This window comes from Streptomyces sp. NBC_00425, assembly GCF_036030735.1.
GTDB lineage: Bacteria > Actinomycetota > Actinomycetes > Streptomycetales > Streptomycetaceae > Streptomyces.
This window is the reverse complement of the sequence record NZ_CP107928.1, coordinates 6,131,411-6,147,076: the sequence shown is the minus strand read 5'-3', so window position 1 is coordinate 6,147,076 and position 15,666 is coordinate 6,131,411. Positions and strand designations below refer to the sequence as shown.

At 72.1% G+C, this 15,666-nt stretch carries 13 protein-coding genes; 7 read left to right on the top strand and 6 right to left on the bottom strand.

Annotated elements, in window-relative coordinates; translation table 11 throughout:
• Positions 1 to 66: 66 nt before the first annotated feature.
• Genes OHS82_RS26860 through speB form a run of 3 tightly spaced genes read right to left on the bottom strand, consistent with a single transcriptional unit; the run spans position 67 to position 3,422 of the window.
• Positions 67 to 744 carry a DinB family protein gene (locus tag OHS82_RS26860; protein ID WP_057574536.1) on the bottom strand — a complete coding sequence of 226 codons (678 nt, stop codon included), beginning with the start codon at positions 742 to 744 and terminating at the stop codon, positions 67 to 69.
• 12 nt (positions 745 to 756) lie between these two features.
• Positions 757 to 2,457: a thiamine pyrophosphate-binding protein gene (locus tag OHS82_RS26855; RefSeq protein WP_328434692.1), complete on the bottom strand. Its 1,701-nt coding sequence runs from the start codon at positions 2,455 to 2,457 to the stop codon at positions 757 to 759.
• Complete coding sequence (gene speB, locus OHS82_RS26850) at positions 2,454 to 3,422, bottom strand: agmatinase (RefSeq protein WP_057574534.1); 969 nt, start codon at positions 3,420 to 3,422, stop codon at positions 2,454 to 2,456. Before speB ends, OHS82_RS26855 begins: the two co-directional genes overlap by 4 nt.
• A 313-nt stretch (positions 3,423 to 3,735) precedes the next feature.
• On the opposite strand from speB, the gene OHS82_RS26845 reads away from it, so the two are divergent.
• Positions 3,736 to 4,521, top strand: coding sequence for a phosphatase (locus tag OHS82_RS26845; RefSeq protein WP_057574841.1), 786 nt, complete (start codon positions 3,736 to 3,738; stop codon positions 4,519 to 4,521).
• Positions 4,522 to 4,560: 39 nt separating this feature from the next.
• Here OHS82_RS26845 and OHS82_RS26840 read toward each other — a convergent pair whose 3' ends face one another.
• The 3 genes from OHS82_RS26840 to OHS82_RS26830 form a co-directional block, all read right to left on the bottom strand.
• On the bottom strand, positions 4,561 to 5,442 hold the full coding sequence (locus OHS82_RS26840) for an acyl-CoA thioesterase (protein ID WP_057574533.1): 882 nt from the start codon (positions 5,440 to 5,442) through the stop codon (positions 4,561 to 4,563).
• Between the two features lie 36 nt (positions 5,443 to 5,478).
• Entirely contained in the window at positions 5,479 to 6,636 is a 1,158-nt protein-coding gene (locus tag OHS82_RS26835) for an acyl-CoA dehydrogenase family protein (protein WP_057574840.1), read from the bottom strand.
• Positions 6,637 to 6,816: 180 nt separating this feature from the next.
• The gene (locus tag OHS82_RS26830; RefSeq protein ID WP_057574532.1) at positions 6,817 to 7,413 is read right to left on the bottom strand and encodes an SACE_7040 family transcriptional regulator; all 597 of its coding nucleotides are present in this window, start codon (positions 7,411 to 7,413) and stop codon (positions 6,817 to 6,819) included.
• A 97-nt stretch (positions 7,414 to 7,510) separates the two neighbouring features.
• Here OHS82_RS26830 and OHS82_RS26825 point away from each other — a divergent pair, with 97 nt between their 5' ends.
• From OHS82_RS26825 to OHS82_RS26800, 6 genes are all read left to right on the top strand, one after another.
• Positions 7,511 to 9,127: a carboxyl transferase domain-containing protein gene (locus tag OHS82_RS26825; protein ID WP_057574531.1), complete on the top strand. Its 1,617-nt coding sequence runs from the start codon at positions 7,511 to 7,513 to the stop codon at positions 9,125 to 9,127.
• Between the two features lie 12 nt (positions 9,128 to 9,139).
• Complete coding sequence (locus OHS82_RS26820; protein ID WP_057574530.1) at positions 9,140 to 11,092, top strand: acetyl/propionyl/methylcrotonyl-CoA carboxylase subunit alpha; 1,953 nt, start codon at positions 9,140 to 9,142, stop codon at positions 11,090 to 11,092.
• Positions 11,089 to 12,036, top strand: coding sequence for a hydroxymethylglutaryl-CoA lyase (locus tag OHS82_RS26815; protein ID WP_057574529.1), 948 nt, complete (start codon positions 11,089 to 11,091; stop codon positions 12,034 to 12,036). Before OHS82_RS26820 ends, OHS82_RS26815 begins: the two co-directional genes overlap by 4 nt.
• A 7-nt stretch (positions 12,037 to 12,043) precedes the next feature.
• On the top strand, positions 12,044 to 13,204 hold the full coding sequence (locus tag OHS82_RS26810) for an acyl-CoA dehydrogenase family protein (RefSeq protein WP_328434691.1): 1,161 nt from the start codon (positions 12,044 to 12,046) through the stop codon (positions 13,202 to 13,204).
• A gap of 363 nt (positions 13,205 to 13,567) precedes the next feature.
• Entirely contained in the window at positions 13,568 to 14,617 is a 1,050-nt protein-coding gene (locus OHS82_RS26805; RefSeq protein ID WP_057574527.1) for an ABC transporter substrate-binding protein, read from the top strand.
• 61 nt (positions 14,618 to 14,678) lie between these two features.
• Entirely contained in the window at positions 14,679 to 15,500 is an 822-nt protein-coding gene (locus OHS82_RS26800) for a siderophore-interacting protein (RefSeq protein ID WP_057574526.1), read from the top strand.
• Positions 15,501 to 15,666 lie beyond the last annotated feature (166 nt).

Sequence of the window (15,666 nt, the reverse complement as noted above, 5' to 3'; positions counted from 1 at the left end):
GCGGCACGCACACCCGAAAGGGGCTGAACCTCCTTGTCGTCAAGGGAGGTTCAGCCCCTTTCGGCGTCACCCGCGGGGAGCCCCGTGCCAACGCCACCGCGTGAGGCGCGCACGCCCCGACAGCTCGCCCCGGCCGGTCGCCCACAGCAGGGTGGGCCACGGGCCGGTGTCGGTCGGGGCGTCGGGGAAGAGCCGCGCCAGCACCCGGCCGCACAGTCCGGCGTCCGGCTCCCACCGCACCCCGAGCCCCTCGGCGACGTCGTGCAGGTGCACCAGCGTCTCGACGACGCCCATGGCGGCGAAGCCCTCGGGGTCGGAGGCCCCGAACACGTGGTGCGACCTGACGTCCGGCGGGGCGGTGCACACCATGGCCGTCAGCAGAGCGCCGCTCGCCTCCAGCACCTGCACCAGCCCGGCGGCTCCGGCGGCGCGGTCGGCGAAGACGACGTTGGCCGGTCCCCCGGGCCTTCGCGGGCTCCAGACGAAGGGGACCTCCCGGTCCGACGGCGGCTGCTCGGGCCCCAGTTGGGCGGCGTAGGCGAAGAGATCGTCGGCGAGGTGCTCGACGGTCTCCCAGCAACTCCATTCCAGGGAACCGGCCCTGACGTCCCAGTCGGCCTCCCCCGCCCCCCGCAGCACGACCACGGCCGCCCGAACCACGTCCCGCACGTCGTCGGCGGTGACGGGGCCGGGGTGGGGGTCGGGGCGGGTGCCGGGGCCGGGTGATCCGGGTGCTTCAGACATGCCGGGACGGTATCAACGGCCGTCGCCGGTCCCGGTGTGCGTCGGCGCGAACATGCGCAGCGCCGCCGGGAGGACGACCACCGACGGGCCGGGCTCGGACAGGGCCTTCGCCAGGTCCGCCGCCAGGGTCTCGGGGGACGTCCGCACGGCCGGCACGCCGAAGGACTCGGCCAGCGCCACGTAGTCCGGGCGGGCCAGTTCGGTGCCGGTGGCCGCGCCGAAGGAGTCCGTCATGTACTCGCGCAGGATGCCGTAGCCGCCGTCGTCGACGATCAGCCAGGTGACGTCCAGATCGTGCTGGCGGGCCGTGGCCAGCTCGGCGACCGAGTACGACGCCCCTCCGTCACCCGACACCGCCAGCACCGGTCGCGAGGGGTCGGCCACCGCGGCGCCCAGGGCGGCGGGGAAGCCGTAGCCCAGACCGCCGGCGCCCTGGGCGGAGTGGAGCAGGTTGGGGCCCTTGGCGTCGAACGCCGACCAGGCCCAGTACGCCAGGATCGTCATGTCCCAGAAGGACGGGGAGTCGGCGGGGAGCGCCCTGCGCACCGACGCCAGCACCTCCTGCTCCAGAGTGAGATCCTGGGCGGCGATACGGTCGGCGACCTTCGCGAGAACGGTACGGACCCGGTCGGCGGCCTCGGCGTCCTCCCTCGGGGACACCGTCTCCAGCAGCGCCTGCAACGCCAGTCGCGCATCCGCGTGGATGCCGAGCGCGGGATGGTTGGACTCCAGCTTGCCGAGGTCCGCCTCGATCTGGATCACCCGGCCCCGGGGCTTGAACGTGTGGTAGTTGGACGACAACTCCCCCAACCCCGAGCCCACCACCAGGAGTACGTCCGCGTCCTCCAGGAAGTCCGTGGTGTGGCGGTCCTCGATCCAGGACTGGAGGGACAGGGGGTGTGTCCAGGGGAAGGCTCCCTTGCCGCCGGGGGTCGTGACGACGGGCGCCTTGAGGGTCTGCGCCAGCTGCCGCAGCTTGCCCGAGGCGTCGGAACGTACGACTCCCCCGCCCGCGATGATCGCCGGGCGGGCGGCGTTCGACAGCAAGTCGGCCGCCACCGCCGTCAGTTCGGGGCGCGGCGGCAACTCCTCGGGGAAGGCGTCACCGCCCGTCACCACCGGGATCGACGTCTCGGCGAGCAGCACGTCCTGCGGGATCTCCACCCACACCGGCCCGTGCGGGGCGGTCAGCGCCGACTTCCAGGCCGCCTCGATCGCGGAGGGGATCTGGGACTGGGCGCGAACGGTGTGGACGGACTTCACGACGCCCCTGAACGAGGCCGCCTGGTCCGGGAGTTCGTGCAGATAACCGCGCCGGCCGCCGCCCAGCCCGGCCGTCGGGACCTGGCTGCTGATCGCCAGGACCGGGGCGGAGGCCGCCGCCGCCTCGTGCAACGCGGCGAGGGAGGTGAGCGCGCCCGGGCCCGTCGACAGCAGCAGCGGCGCCGCCTCCCCGGTGATCCTGCCGTACGCGTCCGCCGCGAAGCCCGCGTTGTTCTCCATCCGCAGGCCGACGTAGCGCAGCGAGGAACGGCGCAGGGCGTCGAACACGGCGAGCGCGTGCTGGCCGGGCAGGCCGAACACCGTCGTCGCGCCGAGCCCGGCCAGGGTCTCCACGACCAGGTCTCCTCCGGTGCGGCCGGGGGGAGGGTTCAGTGCGGCCTCCGTCTGCGCGGCTGTCGGGCGGAGCACCAGGTCGTGGTCGTGAGTCACTTCGCGCGAGCCTCGGCAATCTGTCGGGACATGATCGTGGTGAGTTCGTACGCCGTGTGGGACGCGGCCACCGACGTGATCTCCGCGTGATCGTACGCGGGTGCCACCTCGACGACGTCCGCCGAGACCAGGTTGCAGGAGGCCAGGCCGCGCAGGATCTCCAGCAGCTCGCGGGAGGTCATGCCGCCGGCCTCCGGCGTGCCGGTGCCGGGTGCGTGGGCCGGGTCGAGGCAGTCGATGTCGATGGAGATGTAGAGCGGGCGGTCGCCGATGCGCTGCCGCAGCTGGTCGGCGATCTCGTCGGCGCCGCGCCGGTAGACGTCCGCCGAGGTGACGATGCCGAATCCCATCTTCTCGTCGTCGGTCAGGTCCTGCTTGCCGTACAGGGGACCGCGGGTGCCGACGTGGGACAGCGCCTCGGTGTCGAGGATGCCCTCCTCGACGGCCCGGCGGAACGGCGTGCCGTGCGTGTACTCCGCGCCGAAGTAGGTGTCCCAGGTGTCGAGGTGGGCGTCGAAGTGGAGCAGGGCCACGGGGCCGTGCCTGCGGGCGACCGAGCGCAGCAGGGGCAGGGCGATGGTGTGGTCGCCGCCCAGGGTCATCAGGCGCGCGCCCGTGCCGAGCAGGTCGTCCGCGGCCGCCTCGATCGTGTCGACGGCCTCGTGGATGTCGAACGGGTTCACCGCGATGTCGCCGCCGTCCGCGACCTGGGCGAGGGCGAACGGGGAGGCGTCCTGCGCCGGGTTGTACGGCCGCAGCAGCCGGGACGCCTCACGGATCGCGTTGCCGCCGAAGCGGGCGCCGGGCCGGTAGGAGACGCCCGAGTCGAACGGCACGCCCACCACGGCGACGTCGGCGCGGCCGACCTCGTCGAGGCGGGGCAGCCGGGCGAAGGTCGCGGGGCCGGCGTACCGCGGGATGCGGGAGGAGTCGACGGGCCCGCGGGGCGTCTCGTTGCCGTTCATGGTCGAATGCTCTCTTTCTCACGCTTCGTCGCGCATGCACTGCTTGTCGCCAGACCCTACGGGGACCGGACCTACGGGGACCGGGTCGAGGGCTCCCGTCAACCCTAGGCAGCCGAGCGACGGCTGCGAACTGTACGTTTCGTCCATCAGGGGGCCGTCGACCGTCCGGGACTGTACGAACCGTCCGGGACCGAACGGGACCGTCCGGGAGCGGCAGGGGTCCGGCAAGGACCGGGACGGGGAGCGCGTGACGCGTGTCCCAGCGTCCGGAACAGCCGGGACGCCCGCAGCCCGCTGCCCCACAATGGAGACCATGCCGATATCCGCGACGCCCAGCCGCGTCGAACTCGTCGACCACCTCGTCAGAACCCGTATCGCCGGGGACGTCGCCACCCCGCGCGAGAACAACCTCTCGCACTACCGCCAACTCGCGAACGGCGTGCGCAACTTCTGGCTGGGCCTGGAACTCGGCGACCGCTGGACCGACGAGCAGGACGTGCTCGCGGTGATGGCCGAACGGGTGGGCGTCAACGACGATCCCGAGTACCGCTACGGCCAGGACACCATCGACCCGGAGCTGACGGTCGACGGCCTGAACCGGATGGCGGCCCGGCTGCGCAAGGCGGCCGAGGGACGGCAGCGGGTGCTGTTCGCCACCGGCCACCCGGGCGGCCTGCTGGACGTGCACCGCGCGACCGCCGCCGCCCTGCGCGCGGCGGGCTGCGAGATCGTCGTCATCCCGCCGGGTCTGCAGACCGACGAGGGGTACGTCTGGCAGGTCGCCGACGTGGCGGTGCTCGAGCACGGGGCGACGCTGTGGCACACCCATTCGGGCGAGCCGATGAAGGCCGTCCTGACGGCGCTGGAGCGCGCGGGGCGCCCGCTGCCGGACCTGGTCGTCGCCGACCACGGCTGGGCGGGCTACGCCGGCCGGCACGGCGTGGACTCCGTCGGCTACGCCGACTGCAACGACCCGGCGCTCTTCATCGGCGAGGCCGAGGGCGTCGTCCAGGTGGCGGTCCCCCTGGACGACCACGTCGTCAGCCCGCGCCACTACGACCCGATGGTCGCCTACCTGCTCGCGGAGGCGGGCCTGTAGGACGGACGGGGTCACGGACGGGGGTCCAGGACAGGAAGCTCAGTCCGCCCGGGGGACGCGGACCACGCCCTCCTGGATCACCGACACCGCGAGCCGGCCGTCCTGCGTGTAGATGCGGCCCTGGCCGAGGCCGCGGCCGCCGTGCGCGGAGGGCGACTCCTGGTCGTACAGGAGCCACTCGTCGGCGCGGAACGGGCGGTGGAACCACATCGCGTGGTCCAGGGACGCCCCCACCACGTCTCCCACGGCCCAGCCACCGCGCCCGTGCGCGAGCAGCACCGAGTCGAGCAGGGTCATGTCGGAGACGTAGGTGGCGAGGACCACGTGCAGCAGCGGTTCGTCGACGGCACCGCCCAGCTTGCCGTTGGTGCGGAACCACACCTGGGAGTGCGGCTCGCGCGGCTCGCCGAACTTCCCGTACGGCGGCTCGTCGACGTAGCGCAGGTCGATCGCCTCGCGGGCCTCCAGGAACCGCTCCACGACCGCCGGGTCGAGGTGGCCGTAACCGCGCAGCCGCTCCTCGGAGGTGGGCAGCGCCACCGGGTCCGGCGAGGCGGGCATCGGCGCCTGGTGGTCGAGGCCCTCCTCGTGCGCCTGGAAGGACGCCGACAGGGAGAAGATCGGCCGGCCGTGCTGGATGGCGACCACGCGGCGGGTGGTGAAGGAACGGCCGTCCCGGATGCGCTCGACGTCGTAGACGATGGGCGCACCGGGGTCCCCCGTACGCAGGAAGTACGCGTGGAGCGAGTGGGCCGGCCGGTCCTGCGGGACCGTCCGCCCGGCGGCGACCAGCGCCTGGGCCGCCACCTGCCCGCCGAAGACGCGCGGGACGACTGCGGACCGGGACCGGCCGCGGAAGATGTTCTCCTCGATCTGCTCCAGGTCGAGCAGATCGAGGAGATCCTGTAGTGCGTGGCTCATGGCGTCCAGTTGTACCGGGCGGTAGTTGCCGGGGCCTTACAGACCCATGTCCTTGGCGATGATCGACTTCATGATCTCGCTGGTGCCGCCGTAGATGCGGTTGACGCGGTTGTCCGCGTACAGGCGGGCGATCGGGTACTCGTTCATGAAGCCGTAGCCGCCGTGCAGCTGGAGGCAGCGGTCGATCACCCGGTGGGCGACCTCGGTGCAGAACAGCTTGGCGCTGGCGGCCTCGGCCGGGGTCAGCTCGCCGGCGTCCAGCGCCTCCGTGGCGCGGTCGGCGACGGCCTCGGCCGCGTCCACCTCGGCCTGGCAGGCGGCCAGCTCGAACTTGGTGTTCTGGAAGTGCGCGACCGGCTTGCCGAAGACGGTGCGCTCCTGCACGTACTGCTTGGCGAACCGGACGGCGGCCTTGGCCTGCGCGTACGCGCCGTAGGCGATGCCCCAGCGCTCGGAGGCCAGGTTGTGGCCGAGGTAGTAGAAGCCCTTGTTCTCCTCGCCGAGGAGGTTCTCGACGGGCACCTTGACGTCGACGAACGCCAGCTCGGCGGTGTCGGAGGTCTTCAGGCCGAGCTTGTCCAGCTTGCGGCCGATCGAGTAGCCCTCGGACTTGGTGTCCACCACGAGGAGGGATATGCCGTGCCGGCGGTCGTCGGCGCTGGGCGCGTCGGTCCGGGCGCAGACGATCATCTGGTCGGCGTGGACGCCGCCGGTGATGAAGGTCTTGGAGCCGTTGAGGACGTAGTGCGTGCCGTCCTCGCTCAGCTTGGCGGTGGTCTTCATGCCCGCGAGGTCGGAGCCGGTGCCCGGCTCGGTCATCGCGATCGCCCACATCTCCTCGCCGGAGACGAACTTCGGCAGGTACCGCTTCTTCTGCTCGTCGGTGGCGAGCAGCTTGATGTACGGCAGACCGAGCAGCACGTGCACGCCGGAGCCGCCGAACGTGATGCCCGCGCGGGCCGTCTCCTCGTACAGGACGGCCTCGAACTTGTACGAGTCGATGCCGGCGCCGCCGTACTCCTCGTCCACCCGGATGCCGAAGACGCCCAGCTCGGCGAGCTTGTAGTAGAAGTCGCGCGGCGCCTGGCCGGCCGCGAACCACTCGTCGTAGACCGGGACGACCTCGGCCTCGATGAAGGCCCGGAGGGTCTCCCGGAACGCCTCGTGGTCCTCGTTGAACACCGTACGGCGCACCGCCGCCACCCTTCTGTGCGCCTAAACCGGCGCCGCTCTCGCGTACCTGGTTGCTCGCCGTGGGGGTACCTCAACCGGTGGTTGCGGTCACCTACGGCTAAGCGCTCGCTCAGGGATAACCGTACCGGCGGGTAGGGAAGAGCGTCCAGACCCCTCGGGGCTCGGCGCCCGTAACGCTCGTCACTCCGCCGCGGCCGCCGCGAACGCGCCGCGGGCCATGCGGTGCAGCAGCTCCGCCGTGGCCGCGCGGCCGGGAAGGGAACCCGGGCGGCCGAGGTGCGGGGTGGAGTTCAGCAGACCGAAGACCGAGTGGACTGCGGAGCGGGCCGCGGGCTCGGCGAGGTCCGGGTACAGCGCACGCAGCGCCTCCACCCACAGCTCGACGTACTGCCGCTGCAGCTGGCGGACCAGCTTGCGGTCGCTGTCGCGCAGGCGGTCCAGCTCCCGGTCGTGCAGGGTGATCAGGGGACGGTCGTCGATCGCGAAGTCGATGTGCCCCTCGACGAGCGAGTCCAGCACCGCCTCCGCCGGGTGGCCGTCGGCCTCCGCCAGGCGGCGCCTGGCGCCGGTCAGCAGCTGTCCGCTGATGCCCACCAGCAGTTCCGCGAGCATCGCGTCCTTGCCGGGGAAGTGCCGGTACAGACCGGGGCCGCTGATGCCGACCGCGGCGCCTATCTCGTCCACCCCGACGCCGTGGAACCCGCGCTCGGCGAACAGCCGCGCGGCCTCCCTGAGGATCTGCTCGCGCCGGGTGGGGGCGTCGGTTCTCGTGGCCATGGGAACAATTCTAGACAGGGAGGTTAGCGGTCGTTAACCTGAAGGAAATGGTTAACGCTCATTAACAGTCGATCACTGGCGTGAGGGGACCGCGAGGATGGAAGAGGCACCGGAGCTGACGAGCGCGGGCGACCCCGCGTCGGAGGCCTGGCGGGCCAACGAGGACGCGCACCGCGCACTCGCCGAGGAACTGCGCGGCAAGCTGGCCGCGGCCCGGCTGGGCGGCGGTGAGAAGGCGCGGGCACGGCACACCGCGCGCGGCAAGCTGCTGCCCCGGGACCGGGTCGACACCCTCCTGGACCCGGGGTCGCCCTTCCTCGAGCTCGCCCCCCTCGCCGCCGACGGGATGTACGACGGGCAGGCCCCGGCCGCCGGCGTGATCGCCGGGATCGGCCGGGTCAGCGGGCGCGAGTGCGTGATCGTGGCCAACGACGCCACCGTCAAGGGCGGCACCTACTACCCGATGACGGTGAAGAAGCATCTGCGCGCCCAGGAGGTCGCGCTGGAGAACCGCCTGCCCTGTCTGTACCTGGTCGACTCCGGCGGGGCGTTCCTGCCGATGCAGGACGAGGTGTTCCCCGACCGCGAGCACTTCGGGCGGATCTTCTACAACCAGGCCCGGATGTCGGGGGCCGGCATCCCGCAGATCGCGGCGGTCCTCGGGTCGTGCACGGCCGGCGGGGCCTATGTGCCCGCCATGAGCGACGAGGCGGTCATCGTCCGCGGTCAGGGCACCATCTTCCTGGGCGGCCCGCCGCTGGTGAAGGCCGCCACCGGCGAGGTCGTCACCGCGGAGGAACTGGGCGGCGGCGAGGTGCACTCCCGGGTCTCCGGGGTGACCGACCATCTCGCGCAGGACGACGCGCACGCGCTGCGGATCGTGCGGAACATCGTCGCCACGCTCCCCGCGCGCGGACCTCTGCCCTGGCAGGTGCGGCCGTCCGTGGAGCCCAAGGTCGACCCCTACGGGCTGACCGGCGCCGTGCCGGTCGACTCCCGCACCCCCTACGACGTACGCGAGGTCATCGCGCGCGTGGTCGACGGCTCGCGCTTCGCGGAGTTCAAGTCCGAGTTCGGGCAGACCCTGGTCACCGGCTTCGCCCGGATCCACGGCCACCCCGTCGGGATCGTCGCCAACAACGGCATCCTGTTCTCGGAGTCCGCCCAGAAGGGCGCCCACTTCATCGAGCTGTGCGACCAGCGTGGGATCCCGCTGGTGTTCCTGCAGAACATCTCCGGCTTCATGGTCGGCAAGGACTACGAGGCCGGGGGCATCGCCAAGCACGGCGCCAAGATGGTGACGGCGGTGGCGTGCACGCGCGTGCCGAAGCTGACGGTCGTCGTCGGCGGGTCGTACGGCGCGGGGAACTACTCCATGTGCGGCCGGGCCTACTCGCCCCGCTTCCTGTGGATGTGGCCCAACGCCAAGATCTCGGTCATGGGCGGCGAGCAGGCCGCCTCCGTCCTCGCCACCGTCAAGCGCGACCAGCTGGAGGCCGGCGGCCAGGAGTGGCCCGCGGCGGACGAAGAGGCGTTCAAGGACCCGATCCGCGCGCAGTACGAGCGGCAGGGCAACGCCTACTACGCGACCGCCCGGCTGTGGGACGACGGGGTCATCGAACCGCAGGAGACCCGGCAGGTGCTGGGCCTGGCCCTGACGGCCTGCGCCAACGCGCCGCTGGGCGAGCCCCGGTTCGGCGTCTTCCGGATGTGAGGAGGGGACTTCATGTTTGACACAGTGCTCGTGGCCAACCGGGGCGAGATCGCCGTCCGCGTCATCCGCACGCTGCGCGCCATGGGCGTGCGCTCGGTGGCGGTCTTCTCCGACGCCGACGCGGACGCCCGGCACGTCCGGGAGGCGGACACCGCCGTGCGGATCGGCCCGCCGCCCGCCGCGATGAGCTATCTGTCGGTCGAGCGGCTGCTGGAGGCGGCCGCGCGGACCGGTGCCCAGGCCGTCCACCCGGGATACGGCTTCCTGGCCGAGAACGCCGGCTTCGCGCGTGCCTGCGCCGACGCCGGGCTGGTCTTCATCGGGCCGCCCGCCGAGGCCATCGCCCTGATGGGCGACAAGATCCGGGCCAAGGCCACCGTGCGGGAGGCCGGGGTCCCGGTGGTGCCGGGATCGAGCGGCAGCGGCCTGACGGACGACCAGCTCGTCGCCGCCGCCCACGAGATCGGCGTGCCCGTGCTGCTCAAGCCCAGCGCGGGCGGCGGCGGCAAGGGCATGCGGCTGGTGCGGGACACCGCGGCGCTGGCCGAGGAGATCGCGGCCGCCCGTCGCGAGGCCCGCGCCTCCTTCGGCGACGACACGCTCCTCGTCGAACGGTGGATCGACCGCCCCCGGCACATCGAGATCCAGGTCCTGGCCGACGGCCACGGGAACGTGGTGCACCTCGGCGAGCGCGAGTGCTCGCTCCAGCGCCGGCACCAGAAGATCGTCGAGGAGGCGCCGAGCGTCCTGCTCGACGAGGCCACGCGCGCGTCGATGGGCGAGGCGGCCGTGCAGGCGGCGCGCTCGTGCGGGTACCGGGGCGCGGGCACGGTGGAGTTCATCGTGCCGGGCGACGACCCGTCGGCGTACTGCTTCATGGAGATGAACACCCGCCTCCAGGTGGAGCACCCGGTCACCGAACTGGTCACCGGCCTCGACCTGGTGGAGTGGCAGCTGCGGGTGGCGGCGGGCGAGCCGCTGTCCTTCGGCCAGGAGGACGTGCGGCTGACCGGGCACGCGGTGGAGGCGCGGATCTGCGCCGAGGACCCCGCGCGCGGCTTCCTGCCGTCCGGCGGCACGGTGCTCAGGCTGCACGAGCCGCAGGGCGACGGTGTGCGCACCGACTCCGGGCTCAGCGAGGGCGCCGAGGTCGGCAGCCTCTACGACCCGATGCTGTCCAAGGTGATCGCCTACGGCCCGGACCGGGAGACCGCGCTGCGCAAGCTGCGTGCGGCCCTCGCGGAGACGGTCACGCTGGGCGTGCAGACCAACGCCGGGTTCCTGCGGCGGCTGCTGGCGCATCCGGCGGTCGTGGCGGGCGATCTGGACACCGGGCTGGTGGAACGGGAGTCGGAGTCGCTCGTCTCCACCGACGTGCCGGAAGCGGTGTACGAGGCCGCGGCGGCCGTACGGCTGGACTCCCTGCGCCCGGCCGGCGACGGCTGGGTCGACCCGTTCTCGGTGCCCAGCGGCTGGCGGCTGGGCGGCGTCACGCGGCCGCCCGCCTTCCCGCTGCGCGTCACCGACCCGGTGGAGCACACCCCGCGCGGCACGCATTCCGTCGCCGGCGACCGGGTGTCGGTGACGCTGGACGGCGTCCGGCACACCTTCCACCGGGCCGCCGACTGGATCGGGCGCGACGGCGACGCCTGGCACGTGCGCGACCACGACCCGGTCGCCGCCTCGCTCACCGGGGGCGCCCACGCGGGCGCGGACTCGCTCACCGCGCCCATGCCGGGCACGGTGACGGTCGTCAAGGTGGCCGTCGGCGACGAGGTGGCCGCCGGCCAGAGCCTGCTGGTGGTGGAGGCGATGAAGATGGAGCACGTCATCTCCGCCCCGCACGCGGGCACGGTCGCCGAACTCGACGTGGCGCCGGGCTCGACGGTCGCCATGGACCAGGTGCTCGCCGTCATCGCCCCGGCAGCCGCCGCGGCCGCCGCCGCGGTGAAGGAGGAGCGATGACACTCCCCATGGTCGTACCGGAGCCGGACCTGCCGGCCCGGGTGCGCGTCCACGAGGTCGGCGCGCGCGACGGACTGCAGAACGAGAAGACGACCGTGCCGACGGCCGTCAAGGCGGAGTTCGTGCACCGGCTCGCCGGCGCGGGCCTCACCACCATCGAGGCCACCAGCTTCGTCCATCCGAAGTGGGTGCCCCAACTCGCGGACGCCGAGCAGCTGTTCCCGCTGGTGAGTGATGTGGACGCCGCACTGCCGGTGCTCGTGCCGAACGAACGCGGACTCGACCGCGCGCTCGCCCTGGGCGCCCGCCGGGTCGCCGTCTTCGCCAGCGCCACCGAGTCCTTCGCCAAGGCCAACCTCAACCGCACGGTGGACGAGGCGCTGGCCATGTTCGAGCCGGTGGTGGCGCGCGCCAGGGCCGAGGGCGTGCACGTGCGCGGCTATCTGTCCATGTGCTTCGGCGACCCGTGGGAGGGCGCGGTGCCGGTCGACCAGGTCGTGCGGGTCTGCCGCGCCCTGCTCGACCAGGGCTGCGACGAGCTGAGCCTGGGCGACACCATCGGGGTCGCCACCCCGGGCCACGTCCGGGCGCTGCTGACCGCGCTGAACGAACAGGGCGTGCCCACCGACGTGCTGGGCGTGCACTTCCACGACACCTACGGTCAGGCGCTCGCCAACACCCTCGCCGCCCTCCGGCACGGCGTCACCACCGTCGACGCGTCGGCGGGCGGTCTCGGCGGCTGCCCGTACGCCAAGTCCGCCACCGGAAACCTCGCCACCGAAGACCTCGTGTGGATGCTGCAGGGCCTCGGCATCGACACCGGGGTCGACCTCGGCCGTCTCGTCGCCACAAGCGAGTGGATGGCCGGCCACCTGGGCCGACCCAGCCCGTCCCGCACCGTACGAGCCCTCGGTAACACGACACAGCCCCACAAGGAGCAGTGACCCCGACATGGACCACCGTCTCTCCCCCGAACTGGAAGAACTCCGCCGCACCGTCGAGGAGTTCGCGCACGACGTCGTCGCGCCCAAGATCGGCGACTTCTACGAGCGGCACGAGTTCCCGTACGAGATCGTCCGCGAGATGGGCCGGATGGGCCTGTTCGGGCTGCCGTTCCCGGAGGAGCACGGCGGCATGGGCGGCGACTACCTCGCCCTCGGCCTCGTGCTGGAGGAACTGGCCCGGGTCGACTCGTCGGTGGCGATCACCCTGGAGGCGGGCGTCTCGCTGGGCGCCATGCCGATCCATCTCTTCGGGACGCCGGAGCAGAAGCACGAGTGGCTGCCGCGGTTGTGCTCCGGCGAGATCCTCGGCGCGTTCGGGCTGACCGAGCCGGACGGCGGCTCGGACGCGGGCGCGACGCGCACGACGGCCCGCCTCGACCCCGACACGGACGAATGGGTCATCAACGGTTCCAAGTGCTTCATCACCAACTCGGGCACGGACATCACGGGGCTGGTCACCGTCACGGCGGTGACGGGGCGCAAGCCGGACGGCAGGCCGCTGATCTCGGCGATCATCGTGCCGGCCGGCACCCCGGGCTTCACCGTGGCGAGCCCTTACTCGAAGGTCGGCTGGAACGCCTCCGACACCCGTGAGCTGTCCTTCTCCGACGTGCGCGTCCCGGCGGCGAACCTGCTGGGCGAGGAGGGGCGCGGGTACGCGCAGTTCCTGCGCATCCTCGACGAGGGGCGCATCGCCATCGCGGCGCTGGCGACCGGACTCGCCCAGGGGTGTGTGGACGAGTCGGTGAAGTACGCGAAGGAACGGCACGCGTTCGGCCGTCCGATCGGCGCCAACCAGGCCATCCAGTTCAAGATCGCCGATATGGAGATGAAGGCCCACACGGCCCGCCTCGCCTGGCGGGACGCGGCCTCTCGGCTGGTGGCCGGCGAGCCCTTCAAGAAGGAGGCCGCGCTGGCGAAGCTGTACTCGTCGACGATCGCCGTCGACAACGCCCGCGACGCCACCCAGGTGCACGGCGGTTACGGCTTCATGAACGAGTACCCGGTGGCCCGGATGTGGCGCGACTCCAAGATCCTGGAGATCGGCGAGGGCACGAGCGAGGTCCAGCGGATGCTGATCGCCCGCGAGTTGGGTCTGACGGACTGATCCGGCGGGGGCCCGGGGGCCGCGCCGCTTGCGCAGATGGCCGGAAGCAACCCTGCCTTCCGCGCCCTTCGCGCCCCGCACGCTCCCGCGTCGGACAACTCGCTTGCCGCGGCGGCCTCGTGGACACATCACGAGGCCGCCGCGGCGTTCTTCGCTTCGACGGGCGAACAGCCGGACAGCCCCCGGCCCGCTCTCCTGACGCCCACTCAGCCTTCGATGCACAGGCTTTGCACAGACAACGCGCGGGCGCCGTCCTCGGCGTCCCGCGCCCTGGGGCTGCCTTCTGGACATCAGGTGAGGTTAGGCTAACCTATGTTCGAACCGTCCCCGGGTGATCCACCCCGTTCGAAAGTAGCCAGAGACATGTCCAACGTCAGAGCCGCCCGCCTCTCCCGCCGCGGCATCCTCGCCGCCGGTGGCGCCCTCGGCCTCGGCGCCGCGCTCGCAGCCTGCGGGGACGACGACGCGAAGAGCACGGGCTCCGGGTCCTCGGCGAGCGCCTCTGCCAAGTCCGGCCCCTGGAGCTTCAAGGACGACCGCGGCACCACGGTGAAGCTGGACGCGATCCCCGCGAACATCGTCGCCTTCACCGGCGTCGCCGCCGCCCTCTTCGACTACGGCATCCAGGTCAAGGGCGTCTTCGGACCGACGAAGACCGCCGCGGGCAAGGCCGACGTCCAGGCCGGCGACATGGACGTCAGCAAGGTGACGGTCCTCGGCAACGTCTGGGACGAGTTCAACGTCGAGAAGTACGCGGCCCTCGCGCCCGACGTCCTGATCTCCACGATGTTCGACAGCGCGGGCACCCTCTGGTACGTCCCCGAGGCCTCCAAGGACAAGATCGCGGGGCTCGCCCCGAGCGTCGGCATCTCGGTCTACGACCGTCAGCTGACCGCTCCGCTGCAGCGCTTGTGGGAGCTGGCCGAGTCGCTCGGCGCCGACATGACGGCGGCCGCGGTCACCGACGCGAAGAAGAAGTTCGAGGCCGCCGCCGCCCGGCTGCGCGCCGCCGCCAAGGCCAAGCCCGAGATCAAGGTGATGGCCGGTTCCGCGAGCGCCGAGCTGTTCTACGTCTCCGGCACCAACCTCTCCGTCGACCTGGAGTACTTCAAGTCCCTCGGCGTGAACTTCGTCGAACCGCCGGAGAAGGCGAAGGCCCAGGGCGGCGGCTGGTACGAGTCGCTGAGCTGGGAGAACGTCGACAAGTACCCGGCCGACATCATCATGATGGACGACCGCTCCTCGACGATCCAGCCCGCCGACATCACCGAGGCGACCTGGAAGAAGCTGCCCGCGGTGAAGGCCGGTCAGGTCATCGCGCGCTCGCCCGAGCCGATCCTGTCGTACGACAAGTGCGTGCCGCTGCTGGAGAACCTCGCCGCCGCGCTGGAGAAGGCGAAGAAGGTTTCCTGACCATCGGGTGGCTCGGGTGAACGCAGGTGAGCCACCTCTCCCCGCCGACAGGAGCACCTCCGTGACCACTGCCGTCGCTGCACCTTTCCGCTTCTTCTCCCTCCAGGTCGTGCGGACCCGGCGGTCCGGGTCCTCGCTCGTCCGGGTCACCTTCGCCGGGGAGGACCTCGAGCACTTCCTCTCCGACGGGCATGACCAGTCGCTGTCGCTGTTCCTGCCCCACCCCGGACAGGACGCGCCCGCCGTGCCCTTCGAGCTGGGGGACGGATGGTGGCAGGCATGGCGTGAACTGCCGGACGGAGTGCGGGCGGTGATGCGGTCGTACACCCTGCGCGCCCTGCGCCGCGACGCGCTCGGCCGCACCCGGGAGATCGACGTCGACTTCGTGCTGCACACCCCGGCCGGTCCCGCCTCCGCGTGGGCCGCGCGTGCCGCCGCAGGGGACCGGGTCGTCCTGCTGGGCCCGGCCGTGGCCGACAACCGGGCGATCCGGTTCCGGCCGCCGCACGACAGCGACCTGGTGCTGCTGTGGGGGGACGAGAGCGCCCTGCCTGCCGTCGCCGCGATCCTGGAGTCCCTGCCGGCCGGGCAACGTGCCCGGGTGTGGCTCGAGACGCACGACGCCGGAAACGTACGGGAGTTGACGACGGCGGCGGACGCCGAGGTCACCTGGGTGGTCGGGGAGGGCTCCGTCGACGCCGTCCGCGCCGCCCGGCTCCCGGCCGCGACGCGTCCGTACGCCTGGATCGCGGGCGAGTCGGGGTGCGTGAAGGCGCTGCGGCGGCACTTCGTCCAGGAGCGCGGCTTCGACCGGCGCCGCGTCACCTTCGTCGGGTACTGGCGCCGGGGCATGAGCGAGGAACAGCTCCGCGAGGCGGAGTAGGCGCTCCGACCACCGTGCCCCCGTGGGCAGTCGCGCCGGGCGTGGACGTGACCACGGTCACGGCCCGGGCATGACCTTGATCGTCTAACTTAGGTTAGGCTAACCTAAATTGAATCCGCGGTTCCGTCCCTTCGCCGTCCACCCGCGGACCCCGTCCCCACCCCCG

Coding starts and splice junctions, on each gene's coding strand:
- OHS82_RS26860 (WP_057574536.1), bottom strand. CDS start 744: ATGTCTGAAGCACCCGGATCACCCGGCCCCGGCACCCGCCCCGACCCC.
- speB (WP_057574534.1), bottom strand. CDS start 3,422: ATGAACGGCAACGAGACGCCCCGCGGGCCCGTCGACTCCTCCCGCATC.
- OHS82_RS26845 (WP_057574841.1), top strand. CDS start 3,736: ATGCCGATATCCGCGACGCCCAGCCGCGTCGAACTCGTCGACCACCTC.
- OHS82_RS26840 (WP_057574533.1), bottom strand. CDS start 5,442: ATGAGCCACGCACTACAGGATCTCCTCGATCTGCTCGACCTGGAGCAG.
- OHS82_RS26830 (WP_057574532.1), bottom strand. CDS start 7,413: ATGGCCACGAGAACCGACGCCCCCACCCGGCGCGAGCAGATCCTCAGG.
- OHS82_RS26825 (WP_057574531.1), top strand. CDS start 7,511: ATGGAAGAGGCACCGGAGCTGACGAGCGCGGGCGACCCCGCGTCGGAG.
- OHS82_RS26820 (WP_057574530.1), top strand. CDS start 9,140: ATGTTTGACACAGTGCTCGTGGCCAACCGGGGCGAGATCGCCGTCCGC.
- OHS82_RS26815 (WP_057574529.1), top strand. CDS start 11,089: ATGACACTCCCCATGGTCGTACCGGAGCCGGACCTGCCGGCCCGGGTG.
- OHS82_RS26810 (WP_328434691.1), top strand. CDS start 12,044: ATGGACCACCGTCTCTCCCCCGAACTGGAAGAACTCCGCCGCACCGTC.
- OHS82_RS26805 (WP_057574527.1), top strand. CDS start 13,568: ATGTCCAACGTCAGAGCCGCCCGCCTCTCCCGCCGCGGCATCCTCGCC.